Source organism: Hyphomicrobium sp. (assembly GCF_036833075.1).
GTDB lineage: Bacteria > Pseudomonadota > Alphaproteobacteria > Rhizobiales > Hyphomicrobiaceae > Hyphomicrobium_C.
In genome coordinates this window covers 35,340-50,234 of record NZ_DAITQL010000026.1, presented here as the reverse complement: position 1 = coordinate 50,234, position 14,895 = coordinate 35,340, and the positions used below count along the sequence as shown (strand labels likewise).

16 protein-coding genes and 1 pseudogene are annotated in these 14,895 nt (G+C 64.9%); 10 read left to right on the top strand and 7 right to left on the bottom strand.

Annotated elements, in window-relative coordinates:
• From V7082_RS09895 to V7082_RS09880, 4 genes and pseudogenes are all read left to right on the top strand, one after another.
• Positions 1-416, top strand: a pseudogene (locus tag V7082_RS09895) (VWA domain-containing protein); the annotation flags it as partial.
• A gap of 17 nt (positions 417-433) precedes the next feature.
• Complete coding sequence (locus V7082_RS09890; RefSeq protein WP_334148077.1) at positions 434-967, top strand: SRPBCC family protein; 534 nt, start codon at positions 434-436, stop codon at positions 965-967.
• 12 nt (positions 968-979) lie between these two features.
• Complete coding sequence (locus tag V7082_RS09885; RefSeq protein ID WP_334148075.1) at positions 980-1,945, top strand: YncE family protein; 966 nt, start codon at positions 980-982, stop codon at positions 1,943-1,945.
• A gap of 20 nt (positions 1,946-1,965) precedes the next feature.
• On the top strand, positions 1,966-2,301 hold the full coding sequence (locus V7082_RS09880) for a hypothetical protein (protein ID WP_334148074.1): 336 nt from the start codon (positions 1,966-1,968) through the stop codon (positions 2,299-2,301).
• 81 nt (positions 2,302-2,382) lie between these two features.
• Here V7082_RS09880 and V7082_RS09875 read toward each other — a convergent pair whose 3' ends face one another.
• Positions 2,383-2,688, bottom strand: a complete 306-nt coding sequence (locus V7082_RS09875; protein ID WP_334148072.1) for a hypothetical protein — start codon at positions 2,686-2,688, stop codon at positions 2,383-2,385.
• A 535-nt stretch (positions 2,689-3,223) separates the two neighbouring features.
• Here V7082_RS09875 and V7082_RS09870 point away from each other — a divergent pair.
• The 6 genes from V7082_RS09870 (at position 3,224) to V7082_RS09845 (ending at position 7,988) form a co-directional block, all read left to right on the top strand.
• Entirely contained in the window at positions 3,224-5,131 is a 1,908-nt protein-coding gene (locus tag V7082_RS09870) for a methanol/ethanol family PQQ-dependent dehydrogenase (RefSeq protein WP_334148070.1), read from the top strand.
• 107 nt (positions 5,132-5,238) lie between these two features.
• Positions 5,239-5,931 (top strand): pentapeptide repeat-containing protein, encoded by a 693-nt coding sequence (locus tag V7082_RS09865; protein ID WP_334148068.1) that lies wholly within the window; start codon positions 5,239-5,241, stop codon positions 5,929-5,931.
• Positions 5,928-6,371, top strand: a complete 444-nt coding sequence (locus tag V7082_RS09860; protein WP_334148067.1) for a hypothetical protein — start codon at positions 5,928-5,930, stop codon at positions 6,369-6,371. The genes V7082_RS09865 and V7082_RS09860 overlap by 4 nt, the downstream gene beginning before the upstream one ends.
• 14 nt (positions 6,372-6,385) lie before the next feature.
• Positions 6,386-6,814, top strand: coding sequence for a cytochrome c-550 PedF (gene pedF / locus V7082_RS09855; protein WP_334148065.1), 429 nt, complete (start codon positions 6,386-6,388; stop codon positions 6,812-6,814).
• A gap of 17 nt (positions 6,815-6,831) precedes the next feature.
• Positions 6,832-7,641, top strand: a complete 810-nt coding sequence (locus tag V7082_RS09850) for a quinoprotein dehydrogenase-associated SoxYZ-like carrier (protein WP_334148063.1) — start codon at positions 6,832-6,834, stop codon at positions 7,639-7,641.
• 71 nt (positions 7,642-7,712) lie between these two features.
• Positions 7,713-7,988, top strand: coding sequence for a hypothetical protein (locus V7082_RS09845; protein ID WP_334148061.1), 276 nt, complete (start codon positions 7,713-7,715; stop codon positions 7,986-7,988).
• 47 nt (positions 7,989-8,035) lie between these two features.
• Here V7082_RS09845 and V7082_RS09840 read toward each other — a convergent pair whose 3' ends face one another.
• The 6 genes from V7082_RS09840 to V7082_RS09815 form a co-directional block, all read right to left on the bottom strand.
• Positions 8,036-9,949 carry a propionyl-CoA synthetase gene (locus V7082_RS09840; protein WP_334148059.1) on the bottom strand — a complete coding sequence of 638 codons (1,914 nt, stop codon included), beginning with the start codon at positions 9,947-9,949 and terminating at the stop codon, positions 8,036-8,038.
• A gap of 67 nt (positions 9,950-10,016) precedes the next feature.
• Positions 10,017-10,796: a 3-oxoacyl-ACP reductase FabG gene (fabG, locus tag V7082_RS09835; protein ID WP_334148058.1), complete on the bottom strand. Its 780-nt coding sequence runs from the start codon at positions 10,794-10,796 to the stop codon at positions 10,017-10,019.
• A 17-nt stretch (positions 10,797-10,813) separates the two neighbouring features.
• Positions 10,814-11,620 (bottom strand): ABC transporter permease, encoded by an 807-nt coding sequence (locus V7082_RS09830; protein WP_334148056.1) that lies wholly within the window; start codon positions 11,618-11,620, stop codon positions 10,814-10,816.
• Positions 11,620-12,474 carry an ABC transporter permease gene (locus tag V7082_RS09825; RefSeq protein WP_334148054.1) on the bottom strand — a complete coding sequence of 285 codons (855 nt, stop codon included), beginning with the start codon at positions 12,472-12,474 and terminating at the stop codon, positions 11,620-11,622. Before V7082_RS09825 ends, V7082_RS09830 begins: the two co-directional genes overlap by 1 nt.
• A 1-nt stretch (position 12,475) precedes the next feature.
• The gene (locus V7082_RS09820) at positions 12,476-13,555 is read right to left on the bottom strand and encodes an ABC transporter ATP-binding protein (RefSeq protein ID WP_334148052.1); all 1,080 of its coding nucleotides are present in this window, start codon (positions 13,553-13,555) and stop codon (positions 12,476-12,478) included.
• A gap of 76 nt (positions 13,556-13,631) precedes the next feature.
• Positions 13,632-14,765 (bottom strand): ABC transporter substrate-binding protein, encoded by a 1,134-nt coding sequence (locus tag V7082_RS09815; protein WP_334148051.1) that lies wholly within the window; start codon positions 14,763-14,765, stop codon positions 13,632-13,634.
• Positions 14,766-14,895: the final 130 nt, after the last annotated feature.

The window sequence follows — 14,895 nt, the reverse complement described above, 5'->3', positions numbered from 1 at the left end:
GCCGGGAAAAAGCACCGATGCCGAAATTCGACGACGACGGCAACGAGATCGGCGTCTACGGGCCCATGGACGTGCCGCAGGAGAACCATTCCGGACCGCCGCCCCCTGATGCCCACTTGCGCCCGGGCTACCACCCGAAATGGGCTCCCTTCGGGAGCGAGGCGTCGACGGGCGAGGAGCACCTGTCCTCCGTTCGCAGCGACCATCTCGCGGCGCTCTCCGCCAAGCTCGGCCTCTCTCATGCCGATCTCATCGACTCGCCGGATGTGCGTGCCGCCATCGCGGACAGCGCACACACGCGCCGCGTCGAGGTCGCGGTCGACGTGCGGCCCGTTCCCGCTGCCATCGCCCTCGCGCTGCTGGTCGCTCTCTATGCCGCCCCGATGCTCGCCCGCTGGGCACCGATCCGACTGTGAACCGTATGAGGAAAAAGATGACCTTCTTTGCACGCGCCATGAGCGTTCTCATTGTCTGGTTCGGCGCGACGGCGCCGGCCCTGGCGCATGGGCCGACGCCACAGAAAGCCGAGGAAACGATCACGATCGCGGCCCCGCCCGCGAAAGTGTGGGAGGCGCTGAAGTCGTTTGGCGACGTGAGCTGGAATCCGGCCATCGCCAAGGCCACGGCGAGCGGCGGCAACGATCCCGGCGCCTTGCGCACCATCACGCTGGAAAAGGGCGATCTCGTCGAAGGGCTCGACGAGTATATCGACAAGGACATGAGCTACAGCTACCGGCTCTCGACCGAGAACGTCGAGGCGTTCCCCGTCAGCTTCTACTCCGCGAACATCGCCGTCACCCCCACCCCTGACGGAAGCACGGTGACGTGGACCGGCCGCTTCTATCGCGCAGACACCGGCAACTTCCCGCCCGAGGACAAGAACGACGAGGCGGCCGTCAACGCCATGACCAAGTTCATGCAAGAGGGCCTCAAGGGTCTCAAGGCCAAGGTCGAAGGGAAGAGCTGAGGACAAACGCACATGGGGTTTCGTCGGGCAGGATGGGCCATTGCGCTCGCGGCTCTCGTCGCCTGTCTCGCGTATGAGACCGCAGCGGCAGGAGAGGGGCGGGTCTATGTCCTGAGCCAGTCTGGGGCCGCACTGAGCGCAATTGTTGACGACGGCGACAAAATCGCGTTCTCGATTGCCCTCGACAAGGCGCCGGCCGCCCTCGCGCTCGCGCCGGGCGCCGGGATCGCCTACGTCACCCATCCGGACCTGGGCAAGGTGTCCGTGGTCGATCTCGCCAAGCAGCGCGTTCTGCGCTCGTTTGCCGTTGCCGGATCGCCCTTCGGCATCGCGGCGGCAAAAGACGGGCGTCTCTTCGTCGCTGACTGGAACGGAGCGCACGTCTCCGTCCTCGATGCACGCGTAGACGGACCGGCGAAGACGATCGCGGTGGGGCGCGCCCCGGCCCACGTCCTCCTCACCGCCGATGAGACGCTGCTCTTCGTCGCCAATCGGGAAAGTGACAGCGTGAGCGCGGTCCGAACGGCGGATCTCTCGATCGCCGCCACGATCCCGGTTGGCAAGGCGCCGTTCGCATTGGCGCTTTCTCCGGATGGCCGCAGCCTCTACGTCGGCAACGTGCAGGCTGGAACCGTTTCCGTCATCGACACGGCGCGGCTCGAGGTCATGGAGACCTTGCCCAGCGGGGCCATGCCGTACGGCGCGGCCGTGACACCCAACGGCGCGCGAGCCCTCATCACCAATCAACAGGCAAACACCGTTTCGGTGCTGGAGCGCGGCGGGGCCTTGCCAAGCGCGATCAAAGTCGGCGGCTATCCGGAAGGGATTGCCGTCAGCCCGGATGGCGCGCGGGCCTATGTGGCCAACTGGTTTTCGGACGACGTCTCCGTGATCGACCTTGCCCGTCTCTCGGAGCTGCACCGCATCAAGTGTCCGGGCGGCCCCCGAGGCATCGTGATTTCACAATCTCTTCCATGATCCGGTCAGGGAGACGACCCATGTCAGTCAGAACCACCCCGAGGTCCGCCGCCATGAGCGTGCTGATACTCGCGCTGCTCGCGGGAGAGGCCGCGGCCGGAAAATACTGTGGCGATCCCATCGAAAGCGGACGGGCGTCCGGCGCTACCCAGGAGGAGGCGCTGATTGCAGCGCAGAAGTGGTGGTCGTCGCGGGCCGGCGCCTTAGGCAAAGGCTACGAGCACTGGGACAACGCGGCCGATCAGTCCATGGACTGCACCCAGGACGGCCAGGGCACGTTTCATTGCAAGGCGTCCGGGCGGCCGTGCCTGCCGGATGGGACGCTGCCCGACAACCTGCCCAAGCTCGATTTATGACGCGGGCGTCAACGTCCGGACGGAGTTGCCCGAAACCCGGGGGTTGCCCGCCGGGCTTCGTGCGGAATCGTGGCGTCCGGATCAGTACTGCTTTTCGCACCAGGACGACGTGGCGGACTTGCAGGACACGGGGAACGCCTTAGCCATTTTTTCCGCCGCCGCCCATTCGTCGTCATCGACACTATTGTTGACGTCGGTGTCCATGGCCGTGAATGTCGGTGCCGGATCCAGCTTCAGCTTGTGCTGGTTCGCCTCCCACTCCGTGCGGCTGATCCGGCCGTTGCCGTCGGTGTCGAGGGTCTGGAAATGGCTCCCCCACTCGCCGGCGACAGCCGCCGTTCCCGAAAGCAGGAGAATCGAACCGAAAACGACCCATTTGCTGGTCATTGCGCCTACTCCCTAAATACGTGGTTCTGTTTTCGAGACCCCTGCAGGCAAGGGTCCCGCCGCCACTTTGAGCGGCGTCTCAAGGAGCGCTTTCTCTCGATATTTAATCAATGACCAAGCCTTCCAAATTTACCGGGGACATCCTGGCAGACGGCGCGGGAAGGCGGAATTTCTGCACTCATCTCGTCGCACGTCGTGTCGATCCGGATCGGCGCCGGACGCCTGCCCCTCTCTCCATACCGCGCGCCCAATGCGGCGGGGCGAGACGATGTCGAAGATCGTGCGCATGATCTGCCGGGCTGCGGACAGCGCGTCCGTCAGGCGCATTGCATCTTTTTCCAACACAGTGTCGGGAAATATTCTCCCATGCATCGGGAATGCATAGAAACAACGTCCTAGACATTGGTCGAAGAACGCCAACCTTTGCGTATCCATTCGCCTAAAGGAGAATGGACGCTAAAACTCAAACTATGAAGTTTCTCCTTCAGGGGCGGCGGACTGATCGCCTCAGTTAAATCGTTTTGGGAGAAACGCCATGCAACGTAGACACCCCCTTCGGGGCGTCAACGCGCGCCTTTTTGCGGCCGCTTCGAGCCTCGCCATCGCCGCCGTCGCCACGGGTTTCGCAGCACAAGCCGAAACCTCCGCGACCAAAGCCGTAACCTGGGAAGACATTCTCAACGACGAGACGACCACCGACGACGTGGTCAGCTGGGGCATGGGCGTGCGCAACCATCGCTACAGCTCGCTGGAGCAGATCAACGTCAACAACATCGCGCAGATGAAACCATCGTGGTCGTTCTCGTTCGGCGACGAGAAGCAGCGCGGCCAGGAGACCCAGGCGCTTGTTCGTGACGGCGTGATCTACGTGACGGCATCCTATTCGCGCGCTTTCGCGCTCGACGCCAAGACCGGCAAGAAAATCTGGTCGTACGCTCATCGCCTGCCCGACGACATCCGGCCCTGCTGCGACGTCGTCAATCGCGGTGGCGCGCTCTACGGCGACAAGTTCTATATGGGCACGCTCGACGCCGGCATCGTCGCGCTCGACCGCAAGACCGGCAAGGTCGTCTGGAACAAGAAGTTCGAGGATCATACCGGCGGCTACACGATGACCGGCGCGCCGAACATCATCAAGGACCAGAAGACCGGGAAAGTGCTGCTGATCCACGGCTCCTCGGGAGACGAGTTCGGAGTCGTCGGCCGCCTCTACGCACGCGACCCGGACACGGGCGAAGAGATCTGGATGCGCCCGCTCGTCGAGGGGCACATGGGCCGCCTCAACGGCAAGGAGTCGACGCCGACCGGCGACCCGAAGGCCCCGTCGTGGCCGAACGCCAAGGACGGCAGCAAGGTCGAAGCCTGGAACCACGGCGGCGGCGCACCCTGGCAGTCGGCCACCTACGACGTGAAGACGAACACCATCGTCATCGGCACCGGCAATCCGGCGCCGTGGAACTACCACTATCGTTCGGGCCCGAACGGCGACTGGAAGCCGTACGACAGCCTCTTTACGTCGGGGCAGATCTATATCGAGCCGTCGACGGGTGAGCCGGTCGGCTTCTTCCAGCACACGCCGAACGATGCGTGGGACTTCTCGGGCAACAACCCGATCACGCTGTTCGAGATGGAGAAGGATGGCAAGACCGTCCGCGCCGGCGCCCACGCCGACCGCAACGGCTTCCTCTTCATCACCGACCTCGACACGCTGACCGCCCGCGACGGCCGGATCTCGAAGCAGGCCGGCAGCGCGCTCGGCATCTTCCCGATGGTCCCTGATATTTCCTGGGCCACGGGCTGGGATCTCGCCACCGGCCGTCCGCACGAGGTCGAGGGCCAGCGCCCGCCTGCACCCGCGGAAGGCGAAAGCAAGGGCAAGGTCATCCAGGTCACGCCCAACTTCCTCGGCGGCACGAACTGGATGCCGATGGCCTACAGCCAGGATACGAAGCTGTTCTATATCCCGACGAACGACTGGAAAGAGGACTACTGGACCGAGAACGTCACCTATAAGAAAGGCGCCGCCTATCTCGGCCAGGGCTTCCGCATCAAGCGCCAGTTCGACACGCACGTCGGCGTGCTGCGCGCCATGGATCCCACGAACGGCAAGATCGTCTGGGAGCACCGCGAGGCGATGCCGCTTTGGGGCGGCGTGCTGGCCACGAAAGGCGGCTTCGTCCTCACCGGAACGAGCGACGGCTTCGTGAAAGCCTTCGACACCAAGGACGGCAAGGAGCTCTGGAAGTTCCAGACCGGATCCGGCGTGGTCTCGCAGCCCGTCACCTGGGAGATGGACGGCAAGCAGTACATCGGCCTGGCATCGGGCTACGGCGGTGCCGTGCCTCTCTGGGGCGGCGATATGGCGGACCAGACCAAGCAGGTGAGCCAGGGCGGCTCGTTCTGGGTGTTCGAGGTGCCGCGCACGACGGCCTCGAACCCCTAGGCTCTCTTCGCACGGGCTTCTCTCCATCCCGCCCGCTAGAACCTCGAGGCAGCCGGCTTGGCCACGTCAGGCCGGCTGCCCACTCCCCCTTTCCAGGAACGGCTCCGATGAACACGCACAAGCCGATGCGCGCCGCACGGCGGGCTCTTCTTGCTCTCGGCGCAGCGAGCGCGGTGGGCTCAGCCCCCGTACAGGCCGTGGCCCAGGACTACCCCATCATCGTCAACACCGAGGAACGCCCCGATCCCTGGATCGTCAACGGATGCACGATCGCGCCGAAGACGAGCTGCGAAGGGGCGGATCTGCGCCATGCCGATCTCAAGAACGCCAATCTGCAGGGCGCAAACCTCAAGGGCGCCATCCTGGCCCGCGCGGATCTGCGTCACGCAAACCTCCAGGGCGCGGATCTGACAGGCACCAATCTCGACGGCGCGCGCCTGAGCCTTGGCTTCATGCAAGGAGCGAAGCTGCCGGGCGCCTCTTTGAGAGGCGCCGACCTGTCGTTCGTCCGCATGAGCAAGGCCGACCTCCAGAACGCCGACCTCACCGCCGCCACGCTCGAGAAGGCCATGGCCAAGGGCGTGAACTTCGTCGGCGCGAAGTTCATCAACACGGACGTCCAAGAGACGAAGTTCTACGAGGCAAACCTCTCCAACGCCGTGTTCGAAGGCACGAAGATCCGCTTCGCCATCTTCCAGGACGCGTTCATGGAGGGATGCAAGGGCTGCCCCATGGACTGGCAGCGCGGCGAGAAAGTCTGGGAAGAGGACAAGGCGAGATGGGAGCCTGCACCGCAGTGATCCTACCGTACCCGGGCTTGGCGCGTCTCGGCATGTCCGGCCTCTGGTTCGCCGGAGCCCTGCTCGCGCCCCAGGCGATGGCGCAGGAGGGCGAAGGAGCACGAACGTGTCTCACGATCGCCGATAACGACGCGCGTCTCGCCTGCTACGACCGCGAGGTCCGCAAGCTGGTCGCGCCGCGTTTCTCGGGCCGCCTCAACAAGACGACCGACACCTTCGACATCGATCGGCCGACGCTGCTCCGCTACCAGAGCGACGGCGCGATCTTCGTGCTCTATCTGAAGTCCGCCGATGGCACCGTGGTGCAGAACCTGCACATCGGCGGCGGCGGAGAGGCAACGTACAGGATCGAGCGCCCGGGAACCTACTTCCTCGACGTCAATGGCAGCGAGTCCTGGCGCATCTGGCTCGAGCCGGACTCACCCCAAACCACAAACTAGGCAAGGCTCCTCGCATGTCTCTTCGCAACATTCTTCCCGCGCTCGCTCTCCTGTCCCTCGTTTCCGCTTCCGACGCATTGGCTCACGGTGACGGAGCCCCCCAGCCGGTCGACACATCGGGCCTCGAGCCCCTGGGCGAGGAATGGGTCGCAACCAATCCCTATCGCAACAATCCGAAACTGCATGACATCGCTGTCGAGATCGGCTCGCGCGGCTACAATTCGAACTGCGCGCGCTGTCATGGCCTGGAGGTGAAATCGGGCGGCATGGCACCCGACCTGCGCGAGCTCGGAGAGAGCGAGACGGAGGACGCGTGGTTCCTCTCGCGCGTACTCCAAGGCGCAACGGTGGGCGGACGCCAGAAGATGCCGCCGTTCGAGGGGCTGCTCAATCAGGAGGCCATCTGGGCGATCCGGACGTACATCGACGCGCAGCCGGAATAGAACCGAAAGAGGCAAAGATGCGAGTTTCGCCGCTCATCGCTCTTCTGCTGGCGCTCGGGACGGGCATCGTCGGCCACGGCGTCTCGAATACCGGTGCACACGCCGAGGAGGAGCCCTGGATCGAGATCCGGCAGAGCCTGTTCGAGGACCGGTCGATCTCGGAGGACGGATCGGTGAAGATCTTCGCGCCGAAGCGCGCCGAGGACGCCTCGATCGTTCCGGTGCGCATCTACATCGGGGCTGATCGCATCCCGAAGGCACGCGCCTTGACGCTCGTCGTCGACCACAACCCGGCCCCCGTCGCCGCCGTGTTCCATTTTGGCGATCTCTATCGGGCAGGCGACATCGGAGACCGCTCGCTCGAGGTTAGATTACGCCTGGAGAACATGAGCCGGGTGCGCGCCGTCCTCGAGACCGTCGACGGCGAGCTCTATGAGGCGAGCCAGTTCGTCGCCGGTGCGGGAGGCTGCACGTCGACATCGCTCAAGAACATGGATGAAGCGCTGCGCGGCATCGGCCGTGTGAAGCTCAGGGTGGAGAACGATGCCACGCGCGGGGATCTCTGGCGCGAGCTCCAGGTGCAGATCCGCCATCCCAATTTCTCCGGCATGCAGATCGACACCAGCACCAACGCCTATACGCCGGCCGAGTTCGTCGACCGCGTGACGATCAATATCGGCGCCGAGCGCCTGGTGACCGTCGACAGCGGGATTGCGATCTCGGAGGATCCGAACTTCCGGCTGACGTTCGCGAACGCTACGCCTACCGACGTCAAGCTCACCGCGAGCGACACCGCAGGCCGGCAATTCACCTCCCATCTTCAATGACGCCGCCCCCGTCGAAGAGATGCGGTTGCAGGGCGACCGCCCTGGCAGCCGGTCTGGCTTCTGCACTCACAATGGTCTCGGCGGCGCACATCGCCTCCGCCGAGATCCACGACTACATGGTCTTGCGCCTCATCTACCTCGGGACGTCCTGCGGCACGCAGCACCTCGCGCGTATCGAGGCCGAGAAGGACGAATGGCGGCGCTTCCACGCCGAATGCCGCGACGTCAACGCCTATCCGCACGGGCTTTTCGTCGCCTGCACGGATCCGGCGGACGATCGCTCGTGCAGGATCGAAACGCCGCCCAAGACATTCGACAGCCTGGAGCTTCTGCAGCCGGCTCCGTAGCGTCTTTCACGCCTCGAAGACGAGCCGCCCGTCGGCCGCGGCGGCCATCACTTCGCCTGGTCCCCGATGGGGCGCGTCTCGAGAACCGAGCCGATCTCGTCCAGGATTGCCGGATCGTCGATGGTGGGCGGAGCCTTGTACTCGGTCCCATCGACGATCTTCTTGATCGTGCCGCGCAGGATCTTGCCGGAGCGCGTCTTCGGCAGCCGCCCCACGATCCGCACCGTCTTGAACGCCGCCACCGGGCCGATCCGCTCGCGCACCAGCGCAACGACCTCGCCCTCGATCTCCTTCGGATCCCGCGCGACGCCCGCCTTGAGCACGACGAATCCGACCGGCAATTCGCCCTTGAGCGCATCGGCCGCGCCGATCACGGCGCATTCGGCGACGTCCTTGTGCGAGGCGAGCACCTCCTCCATCGCACCCGTCGAGAGCCGGTGACCGGCCACGTTGATGATGTCGTCGGTGCGCCCCATGATGAAGAGATAGCCGTCCTCGTCCCGAAAGCCGGCGTCGGCGGTGGCATAGTATCCGGGAAACCGATCGGTATAGCTCGGGCCGAAACGCTCTTCCGCATTCCACAGCGTCGTGAGGCAGCCGGGCGGCAGCGGCAGCTTGACGACGATATTGCCGAGCTCACCCTCTGCGACATCGCGGCCGTCCTCGTCGACGATGTGGACGTCGTAGCCCGGCATCGGCACCGTCGACGAGCCGGCTTTGACCGGCAGCGCCCCGAGCCCGACCGGATTGCCGGTGATCGCCCAGCCGGTCTCCGTCTGCCACCAGTGGTCGATGACGGGAACGGCGAGCACCTCTTCGGCCCAGCGCACGGTCTCGGGGTCAGCCCGCTCGCCGGCGAGGAACAGCGTGCGCAGGCCCGAGAGATCGTAGTTCGCGATCAAGCGTCCGCTCGGGTCCTCCTTCTTGATCGCCCGGAGCGCGGTCGGGGCCGTGAAGAAGGCCGCCACCTTGTACTCTGACACGACGCGCCAGAACGCACCGGCATCGGGCGTGCCGACGGGCTTTCCCTCGTAGATGATCGTCGTGTTGCCGTGCAGGAGCGGGCCATAAATGATGTAGGAGTGTCCGACCACCCAGCCGACGTCGGACGCTGACCAGAACACCTCGCCCGGCGCCAGGCCATAGAGGTTCTTCATCGTCCAGATGAGCGCCACCATGTAGCCGCCGGTATCACGCACGACCCCCTTGGGCTGGCCGGTGCTGCCGGACGTGTAGAGAATGTAGAGCGGATCGGTGGCTGCCACCGGCACGCAGGCGGCCTTGTGTCCGCCGGCGCGCGTCTCGGCCATGAGCGCGGCCCATTCGAGGTCGCGGCCGGAGAGAAGCGGCGCGGTCTCCATCGGGCGCTGCAGGATGATGCAATGGTCCGGCTTGTGCGCGGCCACCTCGATCGCCGTATCGAGCAACGGCTTGTATTTGACGAGATGCTTGGGCTCGATGCCGCATGATGCCGAAATGATCACCTTGGGCTTGGCGTCGTTGAGCCGCACGGCGAGCTCGTTGGCCGCGAAGCCGCCGAACACTACAGAATGGATCGCGCCCAGCCGCGCGGCCGCCAGCATCGCCACCGCGACCTCCGGCACCATCGGCATGTAGATCACGACGCGGTCGCCCTTGCCGACACCGAGCCGCGCCAGCGCCGCCGCAAACACCTCGACCTCGTCGAGCAGCTCGGCGTAGGTGAGCATCCGCTTGGTGCCGGTGACGGGATTGTCATAGAGAATGGCCGGCTGCTGGCCGCGCCCTTGCGCGACATGGCGGTCGAGACAATTGTAGGCGGCGTTGCACTCCGCGCCCACGAACCAGCGCCCATAAGGACCGCTCGTCGGCTCGAAGATGCGCTCGGCCGGCTTGAACCAGTCAACCGCCTTCCCCGCCTCCGCCCAGAAGCCCTCGGGATCCGCCCGCCATCCGTTGTAGACGTCCCAGTATCTGCTCATGCCTCATGCCATGCCTGAAACACCCTGGGCGACGCGATCGGCCCGGAGCGAAGATTTCCGATGGGCTTCAGATGCTGTCGATCGCTTCCGCTGATTCCGGCAGGATCTGCCCGCCGTCGACCACGATCGTCTGCCCGGTGATGTAGGAGGCTTCCTGGGAGGCGAGGAACAACGCCGCGTAGCCGATGTCCTCGACCCTGCCAAGGCGCTTCAGGGGGATGGCCTTGGCCATGCCGTCGAGATAGCTCTGGCCGAGATCCTGCAGACCTTCGGTGATGATGTTGCCCGGCAGCACGGCGTTGATGGTGGTGTTGTAGCGGGCAAGCTCCATGGCCGCCGTCCGGAGGAAGCCGAGCTGGCCGGCCTTGGAAGCGCCATAGTGGGACCAGCCGGGATAGCCCGTGATCGGTCCGGTGATCGACGAGGTCACGACGACGCGCCCTTTGCCCGCTTTCTCGAACGACGGAATGCAGGCTTTGACGCACAGGAAGGTGCTCTTGAGGTTGGTGGCCAGCACCTGATCCCAGTCCTCCGGCGTAAGCTCGATGATCTTCTTCTGGGGAAATGCGCCGGCGTTGGCGCAAAGGACGTCGACCGTGCCGAAGGCTTCGAGCGTCCTCGCCACGAGCCCCTCGACACTCGCCCAGTCGGAGACGTCGGCCGCATGCGCGATCGCCGTGCCGCCGCCGGCACGGATCTCGTTCACCGTCGCCTCGGCATCGGCGAGGCCGCGCGCCGCGACGACCACGTTCGCGCCGCGGGCCGCGAACACCTTGGCGATGCCCTTTCCGATCCCCTTGGATCCGCCGGTCACGATGACGCTCTGGCCGGCAATGGACGTAAGCATGGATGAGGTCTCCCGTATCAGCCCGACGAATTGCGCGTAAAGCGATTGAACAGCAGCGTTGCCGCGAAAGCGAGCGCAACGAGCACGATCGACGCCGCGACCGACAGCATGCCGACCGTCGGCACCAGAGGCGAATAGCCCGATACCATCTTGGCATAGAGCCATTCGGGCAGCGTCAGGTCGGCGCCCGTGGTGAACAGCGACAGCGGAAAGTTACCCCAGCTCAACAGGAACGAGAACAGCCCCGCGGCCACCACGCCCGGCATCAAAAGCGGGATCGTGACCTCCCTCAGGATCTGCCACGTCGAGCATCCCATGTCGCGGGCCGCTTCCTCGAGCGCCGGATCGAAGCCGTAGGCCCGGATGGCAATGATCAGCGTCGCGATCGGCGCGATCCACACCAGATGGGCGATGATGGCCGTATGCCACGTCGGCGTGAGCCCGACCGCGTTGAACCACATCAGGAGCGCGAGCCCCAGCACCGATTGCGGAAAGAAGATCGGCAGCAGGATGAGCTTCTGATAGAGACGGCGATAGCGCCACCGGTAGCGCGCGAACGCGAGCGCCCCGAAGAACCCGAGCACCATCGAGATCACGGTCACGATCGCCGCGACCAGGAGCGAGATCCACAAGAGGTCGGAGACCGTGTCGCTCTCGAGCGCCTGAACGTACCACTGCGTCGTGTACTGGCGGATCGGAAACGACAGATAGCGCGCCGTGGAGACCGACGCGAAGCCGATGGCGACCAGCGGCAGGTAGAGAAACGCCAGGATGAGGACGCCATAGAGATAAAGCCCGAGCCGGCCGGCTTTGGACGGGTGCATCAGCGTCCCCTCCCCATCATCGCGTCGAGATCGATGCGGGTCACGCCGAGGATCGCCAGGCTTCCAACCACCGCGATCAGCGTCACGGCGAGGGCCGAGCCCAGCGGCCAGTTCTGGCCGTAGGTGAAGGCGCGCTCGATCTCGTCCGAAATGACGATCACCGCCCGTCCCCCGAGCAGTTTCGATTCCGCGATCGCGCCCGCCGTCAGCACGAACGTGATGAGACTGCCGACGACGATACCGGGCGCCGACAGGGGCAGCTCGACCTCACGGAAGATCTGCCACCGGTTGGCGCCGAGGTCGAAGGCAGCCTGACGCGCATCATCCGGCACCATGGCGATGCCTTGCGCGAGCGGAAACAGCATGAACGGCAGATAGACGTAGACGAGACCGAAGATGATGACCGGCACGTTGTAGAGCAGCCCGTCGAAGGACTGTCCCGTCCAGCTCCGCCAATAGCCCTCGATCAGGCCGCCTTTCATCAGCGTCAGCACCCAGCCGAACAGGCGGATATTCTCCGAGACGAACAGCGTCATCACCACGCCGATGGTAAGCACCAGCGTGAAGCGACCGAAGACTTTCGCCATCGCGAACGCGAGCGGCCAACAAATGACGAACAGGATAAGGGTCGCGCAGAATGCCATCGCCAGCGACACCAGAAGCGATTCCCAATATCCCTCCCGCACCATGATGGCATAGGACGAGAGGTCGGGCAGGTTTGCGAGCGAGAATACCTTCTGCGGCATGACCGAGAAGGCAAGCACGACGCAAAGCGGCGCAAGAAAACCTACCGCCAGGAGCGCACCCACCGGAAGCGCGAAGAGAGCGCCGAGGCGCTGGTTGATCCGTTCCACGCTACGCCTCCCGGATCAGGTGCGCGCTGTCGAGATCGAAGCCGATCTCGACGCCGAGGCCCGGTGTCCAGGAGACGCGCTTCTCGCGCGACGCCTCAACCGTCACCTTGAAGCCGCTGTCGAGCGTAACGAGGTACTGGACGCGGGAGCCGAGCAGATACTCAGATTCGAGTGCCCCCTTGGCGGTCGCGTCCGCGCTCTCTCCCGGCCCGAGCAGCCGAACGCTTTCCGGCCGCGCCATCAGGTAGCCTTTGAAGCCGGGCTCGAGCCCGTGCTTCACGGCCGCCGCCGGATCGATCGCCACATGCTCGAACGAGACCGCCCTGGCGTCGCCCTTGGAGTGGAAAAGGTTCACCTCTCCCATGAACTCCGCGACGAAGCGGCTCTTCGGCTTGGCGTAGATCTCCTCCGCCGGGCCGAGCTGCTCGAAGCGGCCGGAGCGCATGATCGCGATGCGGTCCGACATCACCATCGCCTCCTCGAGGCTGTGGGTGATGTAGATGAAGGTCTTGCCGGTGCGCTGATGCAGGTCCTTGAGCTCTTTCTCGAGCATCTTGCGGAGCCGGAAATCGAGCGCCGACAGCGGCTCGTCGAAGAAAAGGATCTCGGGATCGAACGCCAGCGCGCGCGCAAGCGCAACGCGCTGCCTCTCGCCGCCCGAGCACTGCTGGATGCGCTTGTCGTAATAGGACTGCGGCAGCCGCACGAGCTCGAGGAGCTCGAGCGCCCGCGCCCGGCGCTGCGCCGCATCGACGCCGCGGATCTTGAGCGGGAACTCGATGTTCTCGCCGACCGAGCGATGCGGAAAGAGCGCCAGCGACTGGAACACCATGCACGTCGGCCGCCGGTTGGCGGGCACGTCGTCGATGCGCCGGTCCCGGAGCCAGATCTCGCCGCTGGTCTGCTCCTCCATGCCGACCAGGAGGCGGATCAGCGTCGTCTTTCCGCTGCCCGAAGGCCCGACGATGGCGAGAAACTCGCCATCGGCCACCGTGAGGTTCACCGAATCGAGAGCCGTGAAGCGGTCGAACGTCTTCTTGAGGTCGACAATGCGAAGGATCGGCGGCGCATTCGGGGTCATGGGCATAGGTCTTGAAATGTCAGCCTGGCAGGGAAGGTCCGCCTGCCGAGCGGCAGGCGGACCAGCGCAGCGCTGCTCATCGACGTTTCGCCGCCGTGTAGATCTTGAGAAGCGCATCGTAGTCGGGAACGATCGAGAAATCCGCGCTCCGCGCCAGCTCTTCCTCCAGGCTGTCCCACTGGATCGCGTCGAGCTCCTCGGCATTCCACAGTTTGAACACCTCTGGGTCGCCCATCTGGCTCACCGGATTGTAGGTGCCCTCGGCGAAGCTCACCGCCTTGGCGATCTCGGCCTTTTGCACGAACGCGAGGAACTCCTCCGCGAGCGGGCTGACGTTGGGGTTGTTGACCACGGAGGTCAGCTCCACCCACACCACGCCGCCCTTCCCGTCCACCGGCCCGCTACTTGGCGTGATGCCGCGGATGTTGGCGGCGCCGTCGAAACGCGCCGGGCTCGCGGTATAGGTGCCGCCGGTGAAGTAGGCATCGATCTCGCCGTTGATCAGCGCCGTGTTCATGGCAACCAGATCGTCGCTCATCATCTTCGCGCCGCCGAACACGGTCTTCGTCACCTCGGTGAACTTGGCGACGCCGTCCTCGCTCACGGCCTTGAACGGGTCCACGCCGGCCGTGAGGCACAGGTGGATCACGTTCCAGTTGTCGTAGGTAAGAACGCCGAAGCGATCCTTCATCGCCGGATCGAGGAAGATCGACCAGCCTTGATCCTCGGCGGTCTTGCGGCTGATCTTGTCGGTATTGACGACGAAGCTGAACGGCCCGTAGCGCTGCGGCATGCCGATCAGCTCGCCGCTCTCGGCGAACGCCAGCGGATAGGGCGCCGAGAACGGCGGCGACATCCTCGCGAAGTAGGGAAGGAAGCGCTCCTTGTCGAGCGGCTTGATCAGGTTCTCGGGAAAGAGCTGCTGGCGCGCCCACGGCTGGTTGATGTTGATCAGGTCCCAGACCTTGATCTCGCCCGCGCGCAGCTTGTTGATCATGTCGGGATCGGACGTTCCGCTCTCGGCGCGCGTCGTGACGCCGGGGTTGGCTTTGCGGAAAGGACCGAGCACGTTGTCGGTGTTGTAGCCCTCCCAACACAGAATGTTCAGTTCCTTGTCGCGGGCCGCGAACGCCGGACGCGCGGCTCCGAACGCGGCAAGCCCCGCGACCGCTCCCATGCCTTTGGTGAAATGACGACGAGTAAGCTCCATCAGCCTCTCCCTGAAAAGGTAGGCCCGCGTTTCCCCTGGAATTTCCGGGGACCTCGTTATCGCGTGCGGGTCCCTTTTTTATCCGCTGCACGCCTGTCGCGGGCCGCTGGATCGAAGCCAGGATCAACGA

What these genes read in the sequence shown, in the direction of transcription:
- V7082_RS09890 (WP_334148077.1), top strand. Translation starts at nt 434, where the DNA reads ATGACCTTCTTTGCACGCGCCATGAGCGTTCTCATTGTCTGGTTCGGC.
- V7082_RS09885 (WP_334148075.1), top strand. Translation starts at nt 980, where the DNA reads ATGGGGTTTCGTCGGGCAGGATGGGCCATTGCGCTCGCGGCTCTCGTC.
- V7082_RS09880 (WP_334148074.1), top strand. Translation starts at nt 1,966, where the DNA reads ATGTCAGTCAGAACCACCCCGAGGTCCGCCGCCATGAGCGTGCTGATA.
- V7082_RS09875 (WP_334148072.1), bottom strand. Translation starts at nt 2,688, where the DNA reads ATGACCAGCAAATGGGTCGTTTTCGGTTCGATTCTCCTGCTTTCGGGA.
- V7082_RS09870 (WP_334148070.1), top strand. Translation starts at nt 3,224, where the DNA reads ATGCAACGTAGACACCCCCTTCGGGGCGTCAACGCGCGCCTTTTTGCG.
- V7082_RS09865 (WP_334148068.1), top strand. Translation starts at nt 5,239, where the DNA reads ATGAACACGCACAAGCCGATGCGCGCCGCACGGCGGGCTCTTCTTGCT.
- pedF (WP_334148065.1), top strand. Translation starts at nt 6,386, where the DNA reads ATGTCTCTTCGCAACATTCTTCCCGCGCTCGCTCTCCTGTCCCTCGTT.
- V7082_RS09850 (WP_334148063.1), top strand. Translation starts at nt 6,832, where the DNA reads ATGCGAGTTTCGCCGCTCATCGCTCTTCTGCTGGCGCTCGGGACGGGC.
- V7082_RS09845 (WP_334148061.1), top strand. Translation starts at nt 7,713, where the DNA reads ATGGTCTCGGCGGCGCACATCGCCTCCGCCGAGATCCACGACTACATG.
- V7082_RS09840 (WP_334148059.1), bottom strand. Translation starts at nt 9,949, where the DNA reads ATGAGCAGATACTGGGACGTCTACAACGGATGGCGGGCGGATCCCGAG.
- fabG (WP_334148058.1), bottom strand. Translation starts at nt 10,796, where the DNA reads ATGCTTACGTCCATTGCCGGCCAGAGCGTCATCGTGACCGGCGGATCC.
- V7082_RS09830 (WP_334148056.1), bottom strand. Translation starts at nt 11,620, where the DNA reads ATGCACCCGTCCAAAGCCGGCCGGCTCGGGCTTTATCTCTATGGCGTC.
- V7082_RS09820 (WP_334148052.1), bottom strand. Translation starts at nt 13,555, where the DNA reads ATGACCCCGAATGCGCCGCCGATCCTTCGCATTGTCGACCTCAAGAAG.
- V7082_RS09815 (WP_334148051.1), bottom strand. Translation starts at nt 14,765, where the DNA reads ATGGAGCTTACTCGTCGTCATTTCACCAAAGGCATGGGAGCGGTCGCG.